This window comes from Pseudomonas sp. B6(2017) (assembly GCF_002112765.1).
Classification (GTDB): Bacteria; Pseudomonadota; Gammaproteobacteria; order Pseudomonadales; family Pseudomonadaceae; genus Aquipseudomonas; species Aquipseudomonas piscis.
The window spans coordinates 1-22,930 of the sequence record NZ_NEIQ01000030.1; the positions used below are offsets into that span (position 1 = coordinate 1).

At 63.8% G+C, this 22,930-nt stretch carries 20 protein-coding genes and 1 pseudogene; 6 read left to right on the forward strand and 15 right to left on the reverse strand.

Going from position 1 to position 22,930, the window contains the following annotated elements:
• The 14 genes and pseudogenes from CAG11_RS31920 to dksA form a co-directional block, all read right to left on the reverse strand.
• A pseudogene (locus CAG11_RS31920) lies at positions 1 to 147 on the reverse strand (acetyl-CoA C-acetyltransferase); the annotation flags it as partial.
• Between the two features lie 153 nt (positions 148 to 300).
• Positions 301 to 1,167, reverse strand: a complete 867-nt coding sequence (locus tag CAG11_RS31925) for an oxygenase MpaB family protein (RefSeq protein WP_053138775.1) — start codon at positions 1,165 to 1,167, stop codon at positions 301 to 303.
• A 50-nt stretch (positions 1,168 to 1,217) separates the two neighbouring features.
• Positions 1,218 to 3,155 (reverse strand): acetate--CoA ligase, encoded by a 1,938-nt coding sequence (gene acs, locus CAG11_RS31930; RefSeq protein WP_085600547.1) that lies wholly within the window; start codon positions 3,153 to 3,155, stop codon positions 1,218 to 1,220.
• 115 nt (positions 3,156 to 3,270) lie between these two features.
• Positions 3,271 to 4,935, reverse strand: a complete 1,665-nt coding sequence (gene pgi, locus CAG11_RS31935) for a glucose-6-phosphate isomerase (RefSeq protein ID WP_085600549.1) — start codon at positions 4,933 to 4,935, stop codon at positions 3,271 to 3,273.
• 231 nt (positions 4,936 to 5,166) lie between these two features.
• On the reverse strand, positions 5,167 to 5,547 hold the full coding sequence (gene panD, locus CAG11_RS31940) for an aspartate 1-decarboxylase (RefSeq protein ID WP_058433573.1): 381 nt from the start codon (positions 5,545 to 5,547) through the stop codon (positions 5,167 to 5,169).
• Positions 5,548 to 5,652: 105 nt separating this feature from the next.
• Positions 5,653 to 6,513: a pantoate--beta-alanine ligase gene (gene panC, locus CAG11_RS31945; protein ID WP_085600550.1), complete on the reverse strand. Its 861-nt coding sequence runs from the start codon at positions 6,511 to 6,513 to the stop codon at positions 5,653 to 5,655.
• Entirely contained in the window at positions 6,510 to 7,310 is an 801-nt protein-coding gene (gene panB / locus CAG11_RS31950; protein WP_085600552.1) for a 3-methyl-2-oxobutanoate hydroxymethyltransferase, read from the reverse strand. Before panB ends, panC begins: the two co-directional genes overlap by 4 nt.
• Positions 7,311 to 7,702: 392 nt before the next feature.
• On the reverse strand, positions 7,703 to 8,182 hold the full coding sequence (gene folK / locus CAG11_RS31955) for a 2-amino-4-hydroxy-6-hydroxymethyldihydropteridine diphosphokinase (RefSeq protein ID WP_085600554.1): 480 nt from the start codon (positions 8,180 to 8,182) through the stop codon (positions 7,703 to 7,705).
• 3 nt (positions 8,183 to 8,185) lie between these two features.
• Positions 8,186 to 9,583 (reverse strand): polynucleotide adenylyltransferase PcnB, encoded by a 1,398-nt coding sequence (locus CAG11_RS31960; protein ID WP_085600557.1) that lies wholly within the window; start codon positions 9,581 to 9,583, stop codon positions 8,186 to 8,188.
• 734 nt (positions 9,584 to 10,317) lie between these two features.
• Positions 10,318 to 11,736, reverse strand: coding sequence for a sigma-54 dependent transcriptional regulator (locus CAG11_RS31965; RefSeq protein WP_053138750.1), 1,419 nt, complete (start codon positions 11,734 to 11,736; stop codon positions 10,318 to 10,320).
• A 22-nt stretch (positions 11,737 to 11,758) separates the two neighbouring features.
• On the reverse strand, positions 11,759 to 14,713 hold the full coding sequence (locus tag CAG11_RS31970) for a sensor histidine kinase (protein ID WP_164485042.1): 2,955 nt from the start codon (positions 14,711 to 14,713) through the stop codon (positions 11,759 to 11,761).
• Positions 14,697 to 14,873 carry a hypothetical protein gene (locus CAG11_RS33555; protein ID WP_003176118.1) on the reverse strand — a complete coding sequence of 59 codons (177 nt, stop codon included), beginning with the start codon at positions 14,871 to 14,873 and terminating at the stop codon, positions 14,697 to 14,699. Before CAG11_RS33555 ends, CAG11_RS31970 begins: the two co-directional genes overlap by 17 nt.
• 75 nt (positions 14,874 to 14,948) lie before the next feature.
• Complete coding sequence (gene gluQRS, locus CAG11_RS31975; RefSeq protein WP_177409205.1) at positions 14,949 to 15,836, reverse strand: tRNA glutamyl-Q(34) synthetase GluQRS; 888 nt, start codon at positions 15,834 to 15,836, stop codon at positions 14,949 to 14,951.
• A 153-nt stretch (positions 15,837 to 15,989) separates the two neighbouring features.
• A complete protein-coding gene (gene dksA, locus CAG11_RS31980) occupies positions 15,990 to 16,430 on the reverse strand; it encodes an RNA polymerase-binding protein DksA (protein WP_011063504.1) in 441 nt (146 codons plus the stop codon).
• Between the two features lie 336 nt (positions 16,431 to 16,766).
• Between dksA and CAG11_RS31985 the strand changes: the two genes are divergently transcribed.
• Together CAG11_RS31985 and sfsA are read left to right on the forward strand one after the other, a co-directional pair.
• Positions 16,767 to 17,939 carry a pyridoxal phosphate-dependent aminotransferase gene (locus CAG11_RS31985; protein ID WP_085600559.1) on the forward strand — a complete coding sequence of 391 codons (1,173 nt, stop codon included), beginning with the start codon at positions 16,767 to 16,769 and terminating at the stop codon, positions 17,937 to 17,939.
• Entirely contained in the window at positions 17,939 to 18,646 is a 708-nt protein-coding gene (sfsA, locus tag CAG11_RS31990) for a DNA/RNA nuclease SfsA (protein ID WP_085600561.1), read from the forward strand. The genes CAG11_RS31985 and sfsA overlap by 1 nt, the downstream gene beginning before the upstream one ends.
• Here sfsA and CAG11_RS31995 read toward each other — a convergent pair.
• Entirely contained in the window at positions 18,643 to 18,960 is a 318-nt protein-coding gene (locus CAG11_RS31995) for a Rieske (2Fe-2S) protein (protein ID WP_085600586.1), read from the reverse strand. The two genes, sfsA and CAG11_RS31995, sit on opposite strands and share 4 nt — an antisense overlap.
• 217 nt (positions 18,961 to 19,177) lie before the next feature.
• Between CAG11_RS31995 and CAG11_RS32000 the strand changes: the two genes are divergently transcribed.
• The 4 genes from CAG11_RS32000 to CAG11_RS32015 are packed head-to-tail and all read left to right on the forward strand — an operon-like array spanning position 19,178 to position 22,740.
• Complete coding sequence (locus CAG11_RS32000; RefSeq protein ID WP_085600563.1) at positions 19,178 to 20,053, forward strand: hemin ABC transporter substrate-binding protein; 876 nt, start codon at positions 19,178 to 19,180, stop codon at positions 20,051 to 20,053.
• A gap of 50 nt (positions 20,054 to 20,103) precedes the next feature.
• Positions 20,104 to 21,087: an iron ABC transporter permease gene (locus CAG11_RS32005; protein WP_177409206.1), complete on the forward strand. Its 984-nt coding sequence runs from the start codon at positions 20,104 to 20,106 to the stop codon at positions 21,085 to 21,087.
• The gene (locus CAG11_RS32010) at positions 21,087 to 21,854 is read left to right on the forward strand and encodes a heme ABC transporter ATP-binding protein (RefSeq protein WP_053138738.1); all 768 of its coding nucleotides are present in this window, start codon (positions 21,087 to 21,089) and stop codon (positions 21,852 to 21,854) included. Before CAG11_RS32005 ends, CAG11_RS32010 begins: the two co-directional genes overlap by 1 nt.
• Before the next feature lie 22 nt (positions 21,855 to 21,876).
• Positions 21,877 to 22,740, forward strand: a complete 864-nt coding sequence (locus tag CAG11_RS32015) for a ChaN family lipoprotein (RefSeq protein WP_085600567.1) — start codon at positions 21,877 to 21,879, stop codon at positions 22,738 to 22,740.
• Positions 22,741 to 22,930: the final 190 nt, after the last annotated feature.

Here is a 22,930-nt window from a genome sequence, read left to right on the forward strand (position 1 = left end):
GTCGACCTGGGCCGGGTCGATGCCGGTCTGGGCCAGCAGTTGGCGGATCACCGCGGCGCCGAGGTCGACGGCGGGAATGGCCGCCAGCGAGCCCTGGAAAGTGCCCACGGCGGTGCGGGTAGCGGCAACGATTACGACGTCTTGCATGGTCGGGTCCTCAGATTCGATGGCTGGGGCCTGGAGCGGTTCGGCGAACCCGTCGTCCAGGCGCTGGAAGTCTTGAAAATCATGGTGGCACACAACCCTGGAGGCCGGCCAATCGCGAACCGGCCGGTCGCGTTGTGCTCGGTCGGTCGCTGTCTACAGGCCCATGCGTCGCCTGGCGCGATGGGCCGAGCTGTCGCGTACCGCCCAGCGCAGCATCGGCGCGCTGCGCTTGATGCTGGCGCGGATCAGCTGGCGTTGCAGCGGGCTCTGCTCGACCCCCAGCAGCTCGCCGGCCCAGTCCGGCAGCAGGTCGATCCCGGCTTGCATCATCAACGAGCCAAAGGGTTTGGCCAGGCGGCTGGGGGCTGGTGCGGCCTGCAGCAGGCGCAGCACTTCGCGGCTGCGCTGGTCGCACAACAACTGCGGGCGCATGGCTTGCAGGTAATCGGCCACAGCCTGCCGTGAACGGGGTACGTCGCGGGCGCCCAGGCGCTCGGCCACCAAGGCGATTTCATCGTAGTAGCGATCCTGGTCGGCGCCGGACAAGCGCGGATTGAAATAGCGCAGGTGAGCCGCCAGGAAACTGCTGACCTCAGCTACATGGACCCAGGTCAGCAGGTCTGGATCGCTGGCCGCGTAGGGCCGGCCATCGGGGGCGGTGCCGGTGATGTGCAAGTGAATGCCACGGACTTTCTCGATCAGCCACTGGGCGTCCTGGCGCGAGCCGAAGGTGGTCCCGGAAATGAACTGCCCGGTGCGGCGCAGGCGGCCGATCAGGTCCTGGCGAAAGTTGGAGTGGTCCCAGACCCCGGCCAGCGCCAAGGGATGCAGGGCTTGCAGCAACAGGGCGCTGATGCCGCCGATCAGCATGCTGCTGAAGTCGGCATGCACTTGCCAGCAAACGGCCCCTGGACCGAATAGACCCGGATCGCCCTTGGGGTTTTCCAGGTCGAGCTGGCCCAGGGACAGGCCGGAGAGGCTCATGACCTGGCTTTCGATACGGCTGCGAATGAATTCCATGACGGCTCGCTGCTGTTGGGAAACGATGGCGCGGCCGGGCCGCGCCGCTTTCAGAGGTTCAAGCGTTGATCGATCAGGCCCTGCACCACTCCAGGGTCGGCCAGGGTCGAGGTATCGCCCAGGCTGTCCAGCTCGTTGCAGGCAATCTTGCGCAGGATACGCCGCATGATCTTGCCCGAGCGAGTCTTGGGCAGGGCCGGTGCCCACTGGATCAGCTCCGGCTTGGCGAAGCTGCCGATCTCGCGGCTGACCAGGGCCAGGAGTTCCTGCTTCAGGGTGGCGTCGGGCTCTATCCCCTGCATTGGCGTGACGAAGGCATAGATACCTTGGCCCTTGAGGTCATGGGGATAACCCACCACGGCGGCTTCGGCGATGCTGTCGTGGAGCACCAGGGCGCTCTCTACCTCCGCGGTACCGATGCGGTGTCCGGAGACGTTGATCACGTCATCGATGCGCCCGGTGATCCAGTAGCTGCCGTCTTCATCGCGTCGGGCGCCGTCACCGGTGAAGTAGTAGCCCGGGTAAGGCGCGAAGTAGGTCTCGACCATGCGTTGCGGGTCGCCATAGACGGTACGGATCTGCCCGGGCCAACTGCCCTTGAGCACCAGGATGCCGCTACCGGCGCCCTGGATCTCCTGGCCCTGGTCATCCAGCAACACCGGCTGCACGCCGAACATCGGCGTCATGGCGCAACCGGGCTTGATTTGCCGGGTGCTGGCCAGCGGGCTGAGCATGATGCCGCCGGTCTCGGTCTGCCACCAGGTATCGACGATCGGGCAGCGTTGTTCGCCCACCTCGTTGAAATACCATTCCCAGGCCTCCGGATTGATCGGCTCACCGACGCTGCCGAGCAGGCGCAGGCTGGCGCGCGAGCTGTTGCGCAACGGTCCGGCACCTTCGCGCATCAAGGCGCGCAAGGCGGTGGGCGCGGTGTAGAAGATGTTCACCCGATGCTTGTCCACTACTTCCCAGAAGCGCGAAGTGCTGGGGTGGTTGGGGACTCCTTCGAAGATCAGCGTGGTGGCGCCGTTGGCCAGCGGACCGTAGAGGATATAGCTGTGGCCGGTGACCCAGCCGACATCGGCGGTGCACCAGAAGACCTCGCCGTCGCGGTAGTCCATGACGTACTTGAAGGTCATGGCCACCTGCAGCAGGTAGCCGCCGGTGGTATGCAGCACCCCCTTGGGTTTGCCGGTGCTGCCGGAGGTGTAGAGGATGAACAGCGGATCCTCGGCGTCCATCGGTTCGGGGGCGCACTGGTCGCTGCTGGCGGCCATGGCCTGCTCATAGTGAATGTCGCGGCCGTCGACCCAGTTCACTACTGCGCCGGTGCGCTGGACCATGATCACATTGCTGACGTCCGGGCAACTGAGCAGCGCCTTGTCGACGTTGCTTTTAAGCGGCACCAGCTTGCCGCCGCGCAGGCCTTCGTCGGCGGTGATCAGGGTATGGCAATCGGCATTGAGGATCCGGTCGCGCAGGGCCTCCGGAGAGAAGCCGCCGAAAACCACCGAATGCACGGCACCGATGCGCGTGCAGGCGAGCATGGCGTAGGCGGCCTCGGGAATCATCGGCATGTAGATGCATACCCGGTCGCCTTTCTTCACGCCGCGGCTCTTGAGCAGGTTGGCCAGCCGGCAGACCTGTTGGTGCAAGGTGCGGTAAGTGATGCGCAAGGATTCGGCAGGGTCGTCGCCTTCCCAGATGATTGCGGTCTGGTCACCGCGTGTTTCCAGGTGACGGTCGATGCAGTTGTAGCTGACATTGAGCTGGCCGCCGCGGAACCAACTGGCCTGGCCGGTGCGGCTGTCATGGCGATGCACTTCGGCCCAGGGTTGGCTCCAGTGCAAAAAACGCTTGGCTTGCCCGGCCCAGAACAGTTCTGGCTGCTCGATGGACTGGCGATAGAGGTGGAGGTAGTCGTCCTGGCTCAGTTGGGCTGCCTGGCGGACGGCATCGGCTTTCGGAAAAATGCTGATATCGAACATGACGGCTCCTTGTGCTTGTTTGGCGACAAGGCTCAAGGGTGCGCGCATGTGAGGGCAAGGTTCAAGGGCCATGGCCCGAACGGGAGCCGGCAAGCCGGCTCCCGCAGAGTGGCGATCAGCCGCGATGACGACCGCGGAAGTAGTTGATCAGCCCCTGGGTCGAGGCATCCTCGGCGCTGGTTTCGTCGCTGCCCACCAGGCGACCGTAGACGCCCTTGCCCAGCTCCTTGCCCAGCTCCACGCCCCATTGGTCGAAGGCGTTGATGCCCCAGATCACGCTCTGCACGAACACCTTGTGCTCGTAGAGCGCCACCAGCGCGCCAAGACGCCGTGGGCTGATGCGCTCGACCACCAGGGTGTTGCTCGGCCGGTTGCCGGGGATCACCTTGTGCGGTGCGAGACGTTGCACCTCGGCTTCGCTCAGGCCCTTGTTGCGCAGCTCGCTCTCGGCTTCGGCGCGGGTCTTGCCGAGCATCAGCGCCTGGCTCTGGGACAGGCAGTTGGCGTACAGCCACTGGTGGTGGTCGGCCACCGGGTTGAAGCTGACGATCGGCACGATGAAGTCGGCCGGGATCAGTTGGGTACCTTGGTGCAGCAACTGGTGGTAGGCGTGCTGGCCGTTGCAGCCCACGCCGCCCCAGATCACCGGACCGGTATCGGTGCCCACCGGGGTACCGTCCTGGCGCACGCTCTTGCCGTTGGATTCCATGTCCAGCTGCTGCAGGTGCTTGGTGATGTTGCGCAGGTAGTGGTCGTACGGCAGGATCGCGTGGCTCTGCGCGCCCCAGAAGTTGCCGTACCACACGCCCAGCAGCGCCAGCAGTACCGGCATGTTCTGCTCGAACGGCGCGCTCTGGAAGTGCTGGTCCATGGTGTAGGCGCCGGACAGCAGTTCCTTGAAGTTGGACATGCCGATGGCCAGGGCGATCGGCAGGCCGATGGCGGACCACAACGAGTAGCGCCCGCCGACCCAGTCCCACATCGGGAAGATGTTCTCTTCGCGGATGCCGAAGGCCACGGCGGCGGCGTTGTTGCTCGACACCGCGATGAAGTGGCGGTGCAGCTCGGCTTCGGAACCGCCCTGGGCCAGGTACCAGGCGCGTGCGGCCTGTGCGTTCTTCAGGGTCTCGAGGGTGTTGAAGGATTTGGACGAGACGATGAACAGCGTGGTCTCTGCGCGGATCTTCGCCGAAAGCTCATGGAATTCGCTGCCGTCGATATTGGCCAGGTAGTGGCAGCGCACGCCCTTGTGGGTGTAGGACAGCAGGGCTTCGGATACCAGCTCCGGACCGAGGAAGGAGCCGCCGATGCCGATGTTTACCACGTCGGTGATGGGTTTCTCGGTATAGCCGCGCCACAGGCCGTCGTGGATGCGGCCCACCAGTTCGGTGATCTGGTTCAGCACCTTGTGCACTTCCGGCATGACGTTCACGCCATTGACCGACAGCTTGTCGCCTACCGGGCGGCGCAGGGCGGTGTGCAGGGCCGGGCGGCCTTCGGAGGCGTTGACCAGTTCGCCGGTCATCATCGACTTGATTGCGTCGGCCAGCCCGACTTCCTTGGCAAGGTCCACCAGCAGGTCGCGGGTCTGGCCGGTGATCAGGTTCTTGGAGTAGTCGAGAAACAGTCCGCAGCTGCTCAGGGTGAACTGGCTGAAGCGCTGTGGGTCGGCATTGAATGCCTCGCGCATGCTGAAATCCTGCATGGCTTGGCGATGCTCTTTCAACGCTTGCCAGGCGGGCAGAGCGGTAACGTCGTGAGGAGTGCGGTAGTACGCCATCGCTGCGGTTTTCCTTTTGCTTGAACTGCCTTTTGGACACTGAAAAGCCCGGAACGTCCATTCTGGATTCACGGGCTTGGTGCGTTCGGCCCTGTGCTGATTCGATTAATCACCCGGGGCGACAACAGTAACTCCAGCCTGGGCTCCTGTCTCGGCCTTCTCCGACTTGCGGTCGGTACTATTTTGCACCGACCGCGCGGCATGGGTTTGCGGTGTGGAGTAACTAAGGGTTCAGGCGACCTGAACCGGAATCGCGTGGCTGGTGTGGCTCAGCTCGTTGCCGGGAGCCATGTACAGCATGCGTGGCTTGAAGTTGAGCAATTCGGCTTCGCTGTAGTGGGCGTAGGCGCAGATGATCACCCGGTCGCCGACCTTGGCCTTGTGTGCGGCCGCGCCGTTCACCGAGATCATGCGCGAGCCGGATTCGCCACGGATGGCGTAGGTGGTGAAGCGTTCGCCATTGTCGACGTTGTAGATCTGGATCTGCTCGTATTCGCGAATGCCGGAGAGGTCCAGCCAGTCGCCGTCGATGGCGCAAGAGCCTTCGTAGTCAAGCACGGCGTGGGTGACTTCTGCGCGATGCAGCTTGGCCTTGAGCATGATGGCGTGCATGGGATTTTCCCTAGGTCGGATCCTCGAAAAGGGGCCTGCAGTTTTGGCTGCAGGCCCCGGCGGGCGGCAGTTTGCCCGAAGGTTGGGGTTCGGGCAATCGGCTGATCAGGCCGGCGCGTCGAGGTCCAGGTGCAGGTTGTCGATCAGGCGCGTGGTACCCAGGTAGGCCGCCACCAGGATCACCAGGTCTCGGTCCTCGGCGGTGGCCGGGCGCAGGTTCCGGGCGTGACGGATTTCCAGGTAGTCCTGGCGCAGGCCGGCGGCTTCCAGCAGGCGCTGCTGTTCGGCCAGCAGTTGCGGATAGTCGCGCGCGCCATTGCGGATGGCCTCGGCGATCTGGCCCAGGCTGCGATAGAGCACCGGGGCGATGGCCCGCTGTTCTGCGCTCAGGTAACCGTTGCGCGAGGACAACGCCAGGCCATCCTCGGCCCGCACCGTGGGTTCGCCGATGATCTGGATCGGCATGTTCAAGTCATGCACCAGGGCGCGGATGACGGCCAGCTGCTGGTAGTCCTTCTGGCCGAACACCGCGAGATCGGGCTGCACCATGTTGAACAGCTTGCTGACCACCGTGGCCACCCCTTCGAAGTGCCCGGGGCGGCTGCCGCCGCACAGGCCTTCGGACAACTGGGGAACGCTGACCCGGGTCTGTCCGGCCATGCCGTCGGGGTACATCTCTTCGACAGTGGGGGCGAATAGCAGGTGGCAGCCAGCCTGGAGCAGTTTTTCCTGGTCGGCGGCGAGGGTGCGGGGATATTTGTCCAGGTCTTCGCCGGCGCCGAACTGCAGCGGGTTGACGAAGATGCTGGCGACCACGAAGTCCACTCTCTGTGCGGCCTTGGCCACCAGCGCGGCGTGCCCGCTGTGCAGGTTGCCCATGGTCGGCACGAAGCCGATGCGCTTGCCTTCGCTGCGAGCGCGAGCAACCGCGGCGCGCAACTCACGCACGGTCTTTACAGTATTCATGCGGAGAACCCGTGTTCGGCGCCAGGGAAGGTGACAGCCTTGACTTCCTGCACGTAGGCGCTCAGCGCCGCCTGGATGCTGTCCTTGCCGGTCATGAAGTTCTTCACGAACTTGGGCGAACGGCCGGTGAGGGACAGGCCCAGCATGTCGTGGAGCACCAGTACCTGGCCGTCGGTGGCGCTGCCGGCACCGATGCCGATCACCGGGATCTTCACCGCCTGGGTGATTTCCGCCGCCAGCTCGCTGGGCACGCATTCGAGCAGCAGCATGGCCGCACCGGCCTGTTCCAGGGCGATGGCGTCGGCACGCATCTGCCGGGCCTGGCTCTCGTTGCGTCCCTGGACCTTGTAGCCGCCCAAGACGTTCACGGTCTGTGGGGTCAGCCCCATGTGCACGCAGACCGGGACGCCACGCTCGTTCAGCAGGCGGACCGGTTCGGCCAGCCAGGCCGCGCCTTCGATCTTGACCATGTGCGCACCAGCCTGCATCAGCTGCGCCGAACTGCTCAGGGCCTGTTCAGTGGTGGCGTAGGACATGAAGGGCAGGTCGGCGAGGATCAGGGCCCCGCTGTTGCCGCGTTTTACCGCTGCGACATGGTAGGCCATGTCGGCGACGGTGACTGGCAATGTGCTGTCGTGCCCTTGCAAGACCATGCCCAAGGAGTCGCCGACCAGCAGGACTTCGACGCCGGCTTCGTTGCATGTGTTGGCGAAGGTGGCGTCATAGCAGGTCAGCATGGTGATTTTTTCACCTTTCTGCTTGAGGCTTTGCAGGGTGGTCAGAGTGATGTCTGGCATGAAAAGGGGTCCTCATTCAGGCGCTTTGGAAACTACTGCGAGTAACGCGCGTGATTCTTCGTTGTTCAGGCGCACGGTCTTTTGTCGTGCTTATACAGCCTGCTTCCAAGCGATTTGAACGATCCCGGATACGCCCCCGTGGGGCGTCATGTACAGCTTGCCATGGTGGAAAAAGGTCGCGTGCCGACGGGTGTTCCGCCCTTGCATCACTGCCTCTGCCTGGCGTTTCCCGGGTTCGCCGCGAACAAGCTTCACTTGAATTGCGCCCTTTAACGCCGTGATGGCGGCAACGGGACGCCTATAGTCGTGAGGAGAACTCTGGAAGTCAATTAGATGTGTTACCGCATTGTTACGGCGGTAGTGTTACCGCCGTTACTGATGCGTTTCAGCTGTCAGGCCTGGCGTTCCAGGCCGACAAATGGGCAGGCGGCGAGCAGTTCCCGCAGGCTGCGGCCATCGGCCAGATGCAGGTCGGCCGGAGCCAGTTCCGCCAGGGGATAGAGGACGAAGGGGCGGGCCTGCATGTGGTAGTGCGGGACTTTGAGGCGGGGTTCGTCGATCAGCCGATCACCGAACAGCAGGATATCCAGGTCCAGGGTCCTTGGGCCCCAGCGTTCGTGGCGTTCCCGGCCTTGTTGTTGCTCGATGGCTTGCAGCGCATCGAGCAATTGCAGCGGCTCGAGGGCGCTGTCCAGCGCCGCCACGGCGTTGGTGAAACGCGGTTGGCCGGGCAACAGCGAATCGCTTTGGTAGAACGCCGAAACGCCATGCAGACGGCTCGCGGGGATCTTCCCCAGGGCCTCGATGGCGCTGCGCAGTTGCTCCTCGGGATCCGCCAGGTTGCTGCCCAGGCCGATATAGATACGCTCCATCGGTCATTCGCCCGACATATCGGCGCCGCCGGCCCGCTTGCGCTTGGCACCACCGCTGCGCCGGCGTTTGCGTGGAGCGCCACTGGCATCGTCCTTGCCGCTGAGGTCACGGATCATGTCGCGACGTTCGGTGTCATTGGCGTCCTGGTAGTCGGTCCACCATTCACCTAGGCCGTCGGTTTGTTCGCCGGCGCTTTCGCGTAGCAGCAGGAAATCGTAGCCGGCGCGGAAGCGTGGATTGTCCAGCAATTGGTCGGCTCGCTTGCCACTGCGGCGCGGTAGACGTTCCTGCATGTCCCAGATCTCGCGGATCGGCATGGTGAAACGTTTGGGGATGGCGATGCGCTGGCACTGTTCGGCGATCAGTTCGTGGGCGGCTTCCTGCATGGCCGGGATCGGCGGCATGCCGCGTTCCTGCAGGTGCAGGACCCGGGCAGGCAGGGCCGGCCAGAGCAGGGCGGCGAACAGGAAGGCCGGGGTTACCGGTTTGTTCTGCTTGATCCGCAGATCGGTGTTGGCCAATGCCTCGCTGATCAGCGTATGGGTGTAGGTCGGGTTGTATTCCAGGGCTTCGGCACTGGCTGGGAACAGCGGATCGAACAGCTGCAGGTCCACCAGCATCTCGAAGGTATCGGCGGCATGGCCGGAGAGGAACAGCTTGAGCACTTCCTCGAACAGACGCGCCGAAGGGATTTCCCGCAGCATCGGCGCCAGTTCGCGGATCGGTGCGGCGGTGTGCTTCTCGATCCCGAAGTTCAGCTTGGCGGCAAAGCGCACCGCTCGCAGCATGCGCACCGGATCTTCCTGGTAGCGCTTGCGCGGATCGCCGATCAGACGCACCAGGTTGTTGCGAATGTCGTGGACGCCATTGGCATAGTCGAGGATGCGTTCGCTGACCGGGTCGTAGTACAGGGCATTGATGGTGAAGTCGCGGCGTTGCGCGTCATCTTCCAGGGTGCCATAGACGTTGTCCCGCAGGATCCGCCCGCTTTCGTTGCGCGAGGATTGGTTGCTGTCCTCTTCGTCTTCGTTCTGCGGGTGATTGGCGCGGAAGGTCGCCACCTCGATGATTTCGCGACCGAAGTGGATGTGCACCAGCTTGAACCGCCGGCCAATGATTCGCGCATTGCGAAACTCGGCCCGGACCTGTTCCGGAGTGGCGCTGGTGGCGACGTCGAAATCCTTGGGGGTGATGTTGAGCAGCATGTCGCGCACGCAGCCACCCACCAGGTAGGCCTGGTAGCCGGCGTTCTGCAGGCGTTCGACGATATTGACCGCATACCGGCTGAACTGGGCGCGCTGCAGCGAATGCTGGCTGCTGTTGAGCACTTCAGGGGTGCTGCGTTTATGTTGCGTACGACGCAAGGGAGAACGGAATGACTGGAACAGCTTCTTCAGCATGGGATGCACTGTTTGAAGGAATGTTCGGCCAAAACGAAGAATGACCGCATGATGGGCGGGGATTCTAGCATTTAGTCGAAGGATGGTGTAGGAAGCTGCCGCGACTTATGCACAGCACATTCCATCAGGATGAGTCGTGGGGATGGGAGTGAGGCGATGGCTGAACGCCAGGAACCACAAGGGGAGCCGAAGCTCCCCCAGAATAGTTGCGTGCTCTATTTTTATTATTGGTTTCGGGCTTCTTGTTTTTGTTTAACGCCCTTGCCATCTGGTTTGTCCAGAGTGGCCCTCCCAATCGGGAGCCAAGAGCAAACGGATTGCTTTGATCGCTGAGTTGCAATGATCTTTCGATCCAACCAGTTCAGGCTCTGCTTTAGGGCAGTTTTTGTTGTTCTCAGCCTGGTTGTGGGGCAAGCCCCAAATACAACGCCTCTTCAAAAGAATCAGTTAGCTGCGCCTCCGCCGTGTTGTTTTTGTTATGCGTGAGTCGATTCGTCTTATTTTTATTGTCTTGTGCATTGCTTGTTATTGTTCTTGTACCAAACATATAGCAGGTGCCGTGCCAACTTTTGCAAAGCCCAGGAAAACAAGGGGTTAGGCGGGATGGGCTGCTTTTCTCGAGGCAAAAAAAACCGGGGCTTCGTTACCTTTAGCCCCGGCTTCTGTTACGTCCACTTACAGGGGTAACAGTTTTTTTCACAAACCCGGTGTTACCCCACCAAGTCGCGCAGGTATCAGCTTTCGCTGGTCACCCCGCTCTTGCGCCGTGGGATACCCAGGCGCTGGCGGCGTTCCCACAGGCACTTGCGGCTGACGCCCAGCTTGCGTGCCAGCTCGGTCTCGGTCATGTGGTCCTGGTGCTCGAGGACGAAGTGCTGGAAGTAGTCTTCCAGGGACAGGTCTTCGGTGGGCTCATGGCTGGTCGGCGCTGTTTGCGGCGCCAGGCTGCCGAAGTCTTCGTCTTCCAGGTCGCTCAGCTCGATGTCGATGCCCAGCAGGTCCGCGGAGATTTCCGGACTCTCGCACAGGATCACCGCGCGCTCGACGGCGTTTTCCAGCTCACGCACGTTACCGGGCCAGGAATAATGGCGGATCGCTTGTTCGGCATCGGCGGCGAACTTCAGGTCCGTACGGCCGATGCGCGCACTTTGGCGGGCGAGGAAGGCGTTGGCGATTTCGTTGACGTCGGCGCCGCGCTCACGCAGGGCCGGCAGTTTCAAGGCGATTACATGCAGGCGGTAATACAGGTCTTCACGGAACTGGCCGATCTTCGACAGGCTCTTGAGGTCGCGGTGGGTCGCGGCGATCAGGCGGACATCGACCTTCTGCGACTGCACCGAACCCACGCGGCGGATCTCGCCCTCCTGCAAGACCCGCAGCAAGCGCGCCTGGGCCTCCAGCGGCAGCTCGCCGATTTCGTCGAGGAACAGCGTGCCGCCGTCGGCCGCTTCCACCAGGCCGGCACGTCCGGCACTGGCGCCGGTGAACGCGCCTTTTTCATGGCCGAACAGTTCGGATTCGATCAGGGTTTCCGGAATGGCCGCACAGTTCACCGAGATCATCGGCGCCTTGGCGCGCTTGGATAGGTTGTGCAGCGCCCGGGCCACCAGCTCCTTGCCGGTACCGGATTCACCCTGGATCAGTACATTGGAATCGGTTGGCGCCACCTTGCGGATCTTGCCGTACAGATCCTGCATGGGCGCGCAGGAGCCGATGATGCCGATCTCGCCGTTGCTGGCCGCGCTCTTGTCGGTGCCGGCGGCCTTGCCGGCTGGCCGCTCGGCCGGTGCCTGGTCGGCGCTTTGCCGGTCCCGCAGGATACGTGCCACGGCCTGGAGCATCTCGTCGTGGTCGAACGGCTTGGCGATGTAGTCCACCGCGCCCATTTTCATCGAGTCCACGGCCGAGCGCAGGCTGGCGTAGCTGGTCATGATCAGCACCGGCTTACCTTGGCCCAGCTTGATCAGCTCGGTGCCCGGGGCGCCTGGCAAACGCAGGTCGCTGACGATCAGGTCGAACGTGGGAATACTGAAGCGTTCCTGTGCTTCCTGCACCGAACCGGCCTCGCTGACCTGATACTGGTTGCGTTCCAGCAGGCGTCGCAAGGCGGAGCGGATGATGGTTTCGTCTTCGACGATCAGAATATGCGGCATTGATTCAATTCTCTCGACGGTCTCAGTTCACAGCGGACGTCGCTTCGACATGGCGCGGCAAGGTCACTCGAATACGGGTGCCGCGCTGGCTCTGTGGATCGGCCGGGCTGTCGATGGTGATTTGTCCATAATGCTCTTCAACGATGGAATAGACCAGTGCAAGGCCCAGACCGGTGCCTTCCCCTGGATCCTTGGTGGTGAAAAACGGTTCGAACAATCGGTCCATGATGTTCTTGGGAATACCGCTGCCTTCGTCTTCCACGATCAGGTCGACCGTATGCTCGAAAGCCTCGCTCTTGACGCGTACCGCGCTCCCGGCGGGGGAGGCGTCGCGGGCATTGGACAGCAGGTTGATCAACACCTGGGCCAGGCGCTGGGGATCGCCATCCACCCAGTGGTCGGGATCGCATAAATTGAAGAACTGCACCTCGAAATTACGCCGGTTCAGCGCCAGCAGGCCGATGGCATCCTGGGCCACTTCGGCCAGGCATACGGCTTCGTCGTTGTGCTGGTGGCTGCCGGCATGGGCGAAACTCATCAGCGACTGGACGATGCGCGAGATGCGTTTGGTCTGCTCCAGGATCTGCTCGCTGATCTCCGTCAGTTCGCCATCTTCCTCGCGTTCCTCGCGCAGGTTCTGCGCCAGGCAGGCGATGCCGGTGACCGGGTTGCCGATTTCATGGGCGACGCCGGCGGCCAGGCGGCCGATACTGGCCAGGCGTTCGGAGTGCACCAGCTTGTCTTCCAGGGTCTGGGTCTCGGTCAGGTCCTCCACCAGCAGCACCAGGCCGCTGTTGCCCGGCGCCAGGGGCTCGTCGATGGCTGCCTTGTGCAGGTTCAGCCAGCGGGTCTGGCCGTCCAGGGCCAGATGCTGCTTGTGCAGGTGTTCGTCGGGCAGGTCGATGAAGCCCTGGAGCAGGTCCCTCCACGGGTTGGCGATGGTACCCAGGCGCGACCCCACCACATGCTGGGCGGGAATCCCGGTGAGTTCCTCCATGGCCTTGTTCCACATCAGGATCTCCTGGTCCTTGGCCAGGGAGCAGACGCCCATCGGCAGCTCTTGCAGGGTCTGCCGGTGGTAGCGGCGCAGGGCGTCGAGCTCGGCGGCCAGGCCAGTGAGGCGCGAGTGGTAGTCCTCGAGCCGGCTCTCGATGAAGTGGATGTCCTCGGTCACATAGTTCTCGCCACCGGCCTTGTAGGGCAGGAAGGTCTCCACCATGTCCTGGGCCACGCTGGGGCCCATCAGCCCGGACAGGTTGGCCTCGATGCGGTCCCGCAGGCGTCGCAGCGCATAGGGGCGGCGTTCGTCGAAGGGCAGGTAGAGATCGCGCAGGGCCTGTTCCACTTCCTTCTGCGCGGCCTTGGCCCCCAGTGGCTTGGCCAGCTGGGTGGCGAACTCCTGGGGCGAGGCCGCATGCAGCTCCCGGCGCTGCGGTCGACGTACGTTGTCCACCGCGCAAGCTTCGGCGGCGCTGGTCTCCTCGGAGCTGGCATTGGTGAATAGCGAGATCAAGGTGAACATCAGCACGTTGGCTGCCAGCGAAGCGATGGCCGCCATGTGCCAGCTGGTGTCGTCGAGGACGTAGATCATGTTCAGCAGGGGAATGTAGAAGCCCTGCAGGTTGCCCACCAGTGGCAGCAGCATGGTCACCATCCAGACCAGGATGCCCGCCAGCAGGCCGGCGATGAAGCCACGGCGGTTGGCGGTCGGCCAGTACAGGACCGAGAGCACCCCGGGAAGGAACTGCAAGGTGGCGACGAAGGCCACGATCCCCAGGTTGGCCAGGTCTTGCTCGGCTCCCAGCAGCAGGTAGAAGGCATAGCCGGCCATGATGATGGCGACGATGAGCGCGCGCCGGGTCCACTTCAGCCAGCGGTAGATATTGCCTTCCGCCGGCGGCTGGTACAGCGGCAGCACCAGGTGGTTCAGGGCCATCCCCGACAGTGCCAGCGTGGTGACGATGATCAGGCCGCTGGCGGCCGATAACCCGCCGACGTAGGCCATCAGCGCCAGGGCGGGACTGTCGGCGGCGATGCCGATGCCCAGGGTGAAGTATTCCGGGTTGGTAGTGGCGCCGAGCTTGAGGCCGGCCCAGAGGATCAGCGGCACCGCCAGGCTCATCAACAGCAGGAACAGCGGCAATCCCCAACTGGCGCTGACCAGGGCTCGGGGGTTGAGGTTCTCGGTGAAGGTCATGTGGTACATGTGCGGCATGACGATCGCCGAGGCGAAGAACACCAGCAGCAGGGTGCGCCACGGGCCTTCCTGCAATGGCGTGTGCAGGGCGGCGAGGGCCGTCTGGTTCTGCAACAGCCAGAGTTCCAGCTGCTGTGGTCCGTCGAACACCCCATACAGCGCATACAGGCCCACGCCACCGATGGCGATCAGCTTGATCACCGACTCGAAGGCGATGGCGAACACCAGGCCCTCGTGTTTCTCCCGGGTGGCGATGTGCCGTGAACCGAAGAAGATGGTGAACAGCGTGATCAGCGCGCAGAAGCTCAGGGCGACTCGATGCTGTACCGGTTCATGGGTCAGGATGCCGATTGAGTCGGCCACCGTCTGGATTTGCAGGGCCAGCAGCGGCAGGACTCCGACCAGCATGAAGATGGTGGTCAGGGCCCCGGCCCAGGTACTGCGGAAGCGGAAGGCGAAGAGGTCGGCCAGTGACGACAGTTGGTAGGTGCGGGTGATCTTCAAGATCGGATACAGCAGCACCGGCGCCAGCAGGAAGGCCCCGGAAACCCCCAGGTAGCTGGAGAGGAAGCCGTAGCCGTACTGGTAGGCCAGGCCCACGGTACCGTAGAAGGCCCAGGCACTGGCATAGACCCCCAGCGACAGGGTGTAGGTCAGCGGGTGGCGGATGATCGAGCGCGGGATCATGCCACGCTCGCTGATCCAGGCCACCCCGAACAGCACCAGCAGGTAGGCGGCGCTGATCAGGATCATCTGGGTCAGGCTAAAGCTCATCGGCATCTTTTTGACTCTGCAGGATGAAGGTCACGACGATCAGAATCAGCCAGAGCAGGTACGGGCGATACCAGGCGCCAGTAGCATCGATCCACCAATCCATGATGGCGGGGGAAAACAGATAGATCCCCACTACCAGGAGCAGGACCAAGCGATAGATGTACATCCCGGCCTCTCTTTATTGTGTGTGCCCGAAAACGTGCGGCGATGGTAACGGATGGGCGCCAGGCTGCAAGTGGCGTCAGTTCAATTGCGCTTCCGGCACGCTCAGTGTGCGCGGAATCAGCGTTGCGTCCCAGTGGCGGGTTCCCCACTGCATGATCTCGGCCACGCTGGCGCCGTCCAGTTCGGCTGGCGGATTCTGTCCCAGGGCTCGCAGGGCGCGCAGGAGCAATGGCGGCGCCTGGTCCTCGGCCAGTGGCGGCGAACGATAGGACTTACCGAGCTTGTGGCCGTCGGGCTGGGTGATCAGTGGCACGTGCAGGTAGCGCGGCTGGGGCAGGCCCAGAAGTTCCTGCAGGTAGAGCTGGCGAGGGGTGGAGTCCAGCAGGTCGGCGCCGCGCACGATATCGGTGATCCCCTGCCAGGCATCGTCGAGCACCACGGCCAGCTGGTAGGCATAGAGCCCGTCGCGACGGCGAATCACGAAGTCTCCCGCTTCCCGGCCCAGGTGCTGGCGGAACTGGCCCTGGACCCGGTCGATGAAGTGGTACTCGAGTTCTGGCACCCGCAGGCGGATCGCCGCGTCATCCTGAGGGTGTCCGAGGTTGCGGCACAGCCCCGGGTAGATGCCCTGGTAGGATTCCAGTTGCTTGCGCGAACAGGTGCAGGCGTAGGCCAGCCCCTGGTTGAACAGGCGATCCAGGACCTGGGCGTAGGCGTCATGGCGTTCACTCTGGCGGATCATCTCGCCATCCCATTCGAAGCCATAGCTTTCCAGGGCCTTGAGGATCGCCGCCTGGGCGCCCGGTTCTTCGCGGGGTGGGTCCAGGTCTTCCATGCGCAGCAGCCAGCGACCGCCGACGGCGCGGGCATCCAGGTAGGAGGCGAGGGCAGCGACCAGCGAGCCGAAGTGCAGGTAGCCGCTGGGCGTGGGGGCGAAGCGCCCGATGTAGGAAGAGGCAGTCATGGCGCGAATGTTACTTGGTCTGGCCCCACGATGGCGATGGAGTCGGCGGGGAGCACCATCGCGAGCGGGATCGCTCATGCGGGGGAGGCGGAAGGAGAGTGCAGAAACGAAAACGGAGCGTATGTACGCTCCGTTTCTGGGCCGGGTCGGTGCTTACTTGCCGACCTGTTTTTCCTTGATTTCCGCCAGGGTCTTGCAGTCTACGCACATATCGGCGGTAGGGCGGGCTTCCAGGCGGCGGATACCGATCTCGACGCCGCAGGATTCGCACCAGCCGTATTCTTCGTCTTCGATCAGTTGCAGGGTCTTGTCGATCTTCTTGATCAGCTTGCGCTCACGGTCGCGGGCCCGCAGTTCGAGGCTGAATTCTTCTTCCTGGCTGGCACGGTCGGCCGGGTCGGGGAAGTTGGCTGCCTCGTCTTTCATGTGATCAACAGTGCGGTCGACTTCCTGCATCAAGTCCTGCTTCCACTTGTTCAGGATCTTGGTGAAGTGCTCGCGCATGGGCTTGCCCATGTACTCTTCGCCCGCAGTCTCAACATAAGGTTCAAAACCGCTGATCGATTGAATCTGTTGCTTTGCTTGGGTGGGCATGAATGGACCGCCTCTACTCTTGTAATCCATTGCGCAGGATTGCTCCATCTCCGACAGTTGCCGGCCCTGCGACTGCAAGCCGGCGAACTTACCAGATCAAATCAGAGCGCGCTACTCCCGGTTGTCGAACCCCTGTCCTGCCTGGTCTACAGGCGTAGGAAAAGTCCTACAGGGCTTTCTGACTGTCTCGTTCAATCATTGATTTTAGCCAATGCTGCAGGTTCCGTTGATTGTGTGCGAAGCCAGGAACAAGGCGCTCGGACCAGCCCGGGTTCTCCCGATCTTGAGAGCATGGGTAGAATCGGGTTTTTGCTCCCCTCGGATGAAGGAAGGCCAATGGCTCTGCCCTACAGTGCGCGCAGTCGCGCTATCGAACCTTTCCATGTCATGGCCTTGCTGGCCCGGGCCAACGAACTGCAAGCCGCCGGACACGATGTGATCCACCTGGAGATCGGCGAACCGGACTTCACCACCGCCGAACCGATCGTCCAGGCCGGCCAGGCGGCCCTGGGTGCCGGCAAGACCCGCTACACCGCGGCCCGTGGCATTCCCGAGCTGCGCACGGCGATCTCCGGTTTCTATCGGCAGCGTTATGGCCTGGACATAGACCCCGAGCGGATCATGATCACTCCCGGCGGTTCCGGCGCCCTGCTGCTGGCCAGCAGCCTGCTGGTGGACCCTGGCAAGCACTGGTTGCTGGCGGACCCCGGCTATCCTTGCAACCGGCATTTCCTGCGCCTGGTGGAAGGCGCCGCGCAACTGGTCCCGGTCGGCCCCGATGTGCGTTACCAACTGACTCCGGACCTGGTGGAGCGCTACTGGGACCAGGACAGCGTCGGCGCCCTGGTGGCGTCCCCGGCGAACCCCACCGGTACCGTGCTCAGCCGTGACGAATTGGCGGGGCTGTCCGCCGCGATCAAGGCGCGCAACGGGCATCTGGTGGTGGATGAGATCTACCACGGCCTGACCTACGGCACCGATGCGGCCAGCGTTCTGGAAGTGGATGACAGCGCTTTCGTCCTGAATAGTTTTTCCAAGTATTTCGGCATGACCGGCTGGCGCCTGGGCTGGCTGGTGGCGCCAGAGGCTGCCATCGGTGAGCTGGAGAAACTGGCGCAGAACCTCTACATCAGCGCCCCCAGCGTCGCCCAGCATGCCGCCCTGGCCTGTTTCGAACCCGCGACCATCGACATCCTGGAGCAGCGGCGCGCCGAGTTCGGGCGGCGTCGCGACTTCCTGCTGCCGGCCCTGCGTGAGCTGGGCTTCGGCATCGCCGTGGAGCCAGAGGGCGCGTTCTACCTGTATGCCGATATCAGCGCCTTTGGTGGCGATGCCTTCGCCTTTTGCCGGCACTTCCTGGAGACCGAACACCTGGCCTTCACCCCGGGCCTGGACTTTGGGCGTTACCAGGCCGGGCACCATGTGCGTTTCGCCTACACCCAGAGCCTGGAGCGCCTGCAGGAAGCGGTGGCGCGAATCGCTCGTGGCCTGCAGAGCTGGCAAGGCTGATGCGCTTCGATCCTCCCCTGGAAGAGGGGCGCCTGCTGCGCCGCTACAAGCGCTTTCTGGCCGATATCGAGACGCTCCACGGCGAGCAGATGACCATCCATTGTCCCAATACCGGCTCGATGCTCAACTGCATGGTCGAAGGCGGGCAGGTGTGGTTCAGCCGCTCCAACGACCCCAAGCGCAAGCTTCCGGGGACCTGGGAAATCAGTGAAACCCCGCAGGGGCGGCTGGCCTGCGTGAATACCGGGCGGGCCAACCGCCTGGTGGAGGAAGCGTTGCAGGCCGGGGTGATCGAGGAGTTGCGCGGTTTCACCGGGCTCAAGCGCGAGGTGGCCTATGGGCAGGAGAACAGCCGAGTCGATTTTCGCCTCGACTATCCCTATGGCTCGGCCTTCGTCGAGGTCAAGAGCGTCACCCTGGGCTTCGATGGTTCGTCGGTCGCGGCCTTTCCCGACGCGGTGACCCTGCGTGGCGCCAAGCACCTGAGGGAGCTGGCGGCCCTGGCTCGCGACGGTGTCCGGGCGGTGCAGTTGTATTGCGTCAACCTGTCGGGCATCGACGCGGTGCGCCCGGCCGAGGAAATCGATCCGGGTTATGCCGCGGCGTTACGCGAGGCAGTGGCGGCCGGGGTCGAGGTGCTGGCCTATGGCGCCAGCCTGACGGCCGAGCAAGTCTGCATCGACCGGCGCCTCGAGGTGCTGCTCTAGAGATCGATCCAGATCCCCTGGCTGTCCTCGCGGCAGTCGATGGCTTGCAAGAACTGGCCGGCGCAGGGGCCGGCCACGCATTCGCCACTTTCGATCAGGAACAGTGCGCCATGGGTGGCGCACTGGATCAGGCTGCGGCTGGGGTCCAGGAACTGGTCGGGTTGCCACTCCAGGGGCACTCCACGATGTGGACAGCGGTTGCTGTAGACATAGGCCTGGCGGTCGCGCCGCACGGCCAGGAGCTTCACGCCCTCGATCTGGAATCCCCGGCTGCTGGCCTCGGGAAGGTCGCTGCCGGTGCAAAGAAACTTCATGCTCATCCTCTGGCTCCGAAGGCCCTGGCGTCGGCCTGTCACGGGTTTCCTGCGGTTACAGGAGCGAATGCGCCGGCGCTTGACGGTCAAATGAAAACAATTATCAAATGGCCGTCTCGCTCGCTAAGGGGCGCTTGCTCATTTCGATGCCTGGCCAACCAGGCGTGTCACATGGACAGCCGCTTCTCGGGCCTCACTTCTATAAAGGAAACGTTCTATGCGCCTGACTGCCAGCGCCTTTGCGCTCTGTGCCGGATTGCTGGTGAGCCACTGGGCCGCCGCCGAGGAGTTGCCGCAGCGTTGGGTCAGTGCCGGGGGCGCCTTGTCCGAGTGGGTGAGTGCCCTGGGCGCGGAGTCGAAGCTGGTCGGCGTCGACACTACCAGCCAGCATCCGGCTTCGCTCAAGGCGCTGCCCAGCATTGGCTACCAGCGCCAGCTGTCGGCAGAAGGCGTCTTGAGCCTGCGGCCCCAAGTGCTGGTGGGAACCGAGGAAATGGGGCCGCCGCCGGTGATTTCGCAGATTCGCGGTTCGGGCGTTCGGGTCGAGATGTTTTCCGCCCAGCCGGACCTGCCCACCTTGCATGGCACCCTGCAACACCTGGGGCAGTTGCTCGGGCGTGAAGAGCAGGCCGGGCAGCTGTTCCAGCGTTATCAGCAGCGACTCGACCAGCAACGGGCCTGGATCGCCCAGGCCCAGGCCCAGCAACCTGCGCCCGGAGTCTTGCTGGTACTTGGACATGCCGGCGGCAAGCCTTTGATCGCTGGCAAGGACACCGCGGCAGACTGGCTGCTGCAACAGGCTGGCGGGCGGAACCTGGCGATCCACAGCGGCTACAAGCCGTTCTCGGTGGAGTCCCTGGCTGGGCTGAGCCCGGAGGTGCTGGTGTTCTCCGATCGCAGTCTGAGCGGTGAGGCGGCGCGCGCCGCGCTGTTCAAGGAAAACCCGGCACTGGCGGCCACCAAGGCGGTCAAGGCCGGACGAGTAGTGGAACTGGATCCGACTCTCTTGGTGGGAGGGCTCGGCCCACGCCTGCCTGACAGCCTGAAGCAACTATCGGCGACCTTTTATCCACAGGCCCAGCCGGCCCAATGAGTCGCCTGGTCCAGCCGCGCACGCTGTTTCTCGGCCTTGGGTGCCTTTGCCTGGTGGCCACTTGGCTGTCCCTGGCCCTGGGGCCGGTGAGCCTGCCGCTGTTCGATACCCTGCGTGCGGCCCTGCGGATGCTCGGCCTGCCGATCGACGGCCAGGGCCTGGAGCAGGCTGAGCTGATTCTCGGCCAGATCCGCCTGCCCCGGACCTTGCTCGGCCTGGCGGTCGGAGGTGTCCTGGCCTTGTCCGGCGTGGCCATGCAGGGCCTGTTCCGCAATCCCCTGGCCGACCCCGGGCTGGTGGGCATCTCCAGCGGCGCGGCGCTGGGCGCGGCCATCGCCATCGTCGGCGGCGCGATGTTCGCAGGCCTGCCGGAGGCCGTCGGTCCTTACCTCCTGTCGTTGTGTGCCTTCCTCGGCGGCCTGGGGGTGACGGCGCTGGTCTATCGCCTGGGCCGGCGCAATGGCCAGACCCACGTGGCGACCATGCTCCTGGCGGGGATCGCCCTGACCGCCCTGGCCGGTTCTGCCGTGGGGCTGTTCACCTACCTGGCCGATGACGCCACCTTGCGTACCTTGACCTTCTGGAACCTGGGCAGCCTCAACGGTGCCAGCTATCAGCGGCTGTGGCCGTTGTTGCTGGTGACCCTGGCTGTCGCACTGTGGTTGCCGCGGCGGGCCAAGGCCCTGAATGCCCTGTTGCTGGGAGAGTCGGAAGCCAAGCACCTGGGGGTCGACGTCGAAGGGCTCAAGCGTGAACTGGTGTTCTGCACTGCCCTGGGCGTGGGCGCTGCCGTCGCGGCGGCGGGCATGATCGGTTTTGTCGGCCTGGTGGTGCCGCATCTGGTGCGCCTGCTGGCGGGGCCGGACCATCGGATCTTGCTGCCAGCGTCGATCCTCGCGGGCGCTAGCCTGTTGCTGCTGGCCGATCTGGTGGCGCGCCTGGCATTGGCTCCGGCGGAGCTGCCCATAGGTATCGTCACCGCCTTTCTCGGCGCCCCCTTCTTTCTATATCTGTTGCTGCGAGGGCGCGCCTGATGTTGCGAGTCAAGAACCTGCATGTACGGCGCGGCGGCAAGGATGTGCTGACCGGTATCGACTTGCAGCTGGCGCCCGGTGAGGTGCTGGGGGTGCTGGGGCCCAATGGCGCGGGCAAGAGCAGCCTGCTCGGTGCCTTGAGTGGTGAGCTGGCGGCTCACCAGGGGCGAGTATTGCTGGACGAGCGCGAGCTGGCGCAATGGGACGGTGTCCAGCGTGCCCGGCGCCTGGCCGTGTTGCCGCAGGCATCGAGCCTGGATTTCGCCTTCCGGGTCGAAGAGGTGGTGGGCCTGGGGCGCCTGCCTCACCAGAGTGGTCTGCTGCGTGACCAGGAGATAGTGGCAGCAGCCCTGGAGGCAGCCGATATCGCGCATCTTGGAGGGCGCAGCTACCTGGCCCTGTCGGGCGGGGAGCGCCAGCGGGTTCACCTGGCCAGGGTCCTGGCGCAATTGTGGCCGGGCGAGCCAGGGCACAGCCTGTTGCTCGATGAACCTACCTCGGCCCTCGATCCGTTGCACCAGCACGTCACCTTGCAGGCCATCCGCGCGTTCGCCGATCGTGGCGTGGCGGTGCTGGTCATCCTCCATGACTTGAACCTGGCCGCTCGTTATTGTGACCGGGTGCTGTTGCTCGAAGGTGGCCGACCGCATTCCATGGGCGTTCCGGCCGCCGTGCTGCGCGCCGAACCGCTTAAGGCGGTATTCGGCCTGGAGGTGCTGGTGCAGGAGCATCCGGAGCGCGGGCATCCGTTGATCATCGCCCGCTGACGGGCAACCTGGAGGCGTTCCGATGCGTTCGTTGCTACTTCTGCTGGTGTTGTCACTGGCGGGCTGCCAGACCTCGGCCCCGATCCTGCCGCCTCCCGTGGCGACGCCTGTGGGCAGCATCGTCGACCTGCGCAATGGTCGAATACTTGCTCCCGAAGAGCTGGCGGTGCTGTTGGGCCAGGCATCACGGGTGATCGTCGGCGAGCAGCACGACAACCCCGAGCACCACGCCGTGCAATTGTGGTTGCTGCGTTCGATGGCCGTGCAACGGCCCCAGGGCAGCTTGCTGCTGGAGATGCTCAACCCCGATCAGCAATCCCACGTGGATGCCAGCAAGGCGGCAGTTGGCACGGGGCGTTGGCCTGATGACCTGCCTGCTGCGCTGGCCTGGCAGCCCGGCTGGGACTGGAGCCTCTATGGCCCGTTAGTGGGGTATGCCTTGAAGCAGCCTTATCCGCTGCTCTGTGCCAACCTGGATCGCCAGGAAGTGCGTGATATCTATGCCAAGGCGCCATCGCTGTCCGGCTCCCGGGTCAATGACAACAGGGTACTCACTGCCTTGGCCGCACAGATTCGCGAATCCCATTGCGGTCTGCTGCCACAAAGCCAGGTGCCGGCCATGCTGGCCGTACAGCAGCAGCGTGATCGGCGCATGGCCGAGCGCCTGCTCGCGGCACCGGCTCCTGCCTTGTTGTTTGCTGGTGCGTTCCATGCGCGCAAGGATCTGGGCGTGCCCTTGCATCTGGCCGACCTTGGGCATCCGCAGGAAGTGCTGGTGTTGATGCTGGCGGAGCGTGGCAACTCGGTGGATCTGGCCAATGCCGACCTGGTCTGGTTCACCCCGCCCCAACCCGAACGCGATTACTGCGCACCGTTGAGGCGTTGAGCGAAGGTTTTTCGCAGGCAAAAAAAGACCCGGCAGAGCCGGGTCAAATAACCGTGATTAGCCTGATGAGGAGATAATCTGAGAGTCCGAACCACTGGTCTTCCAGGTTATCGGCTGATCTCGCGACCAGTTGTGGTAATCATAACGATTCTCATTTCGATGTCAACGTGATGATTTCCAGTTTTTGCAT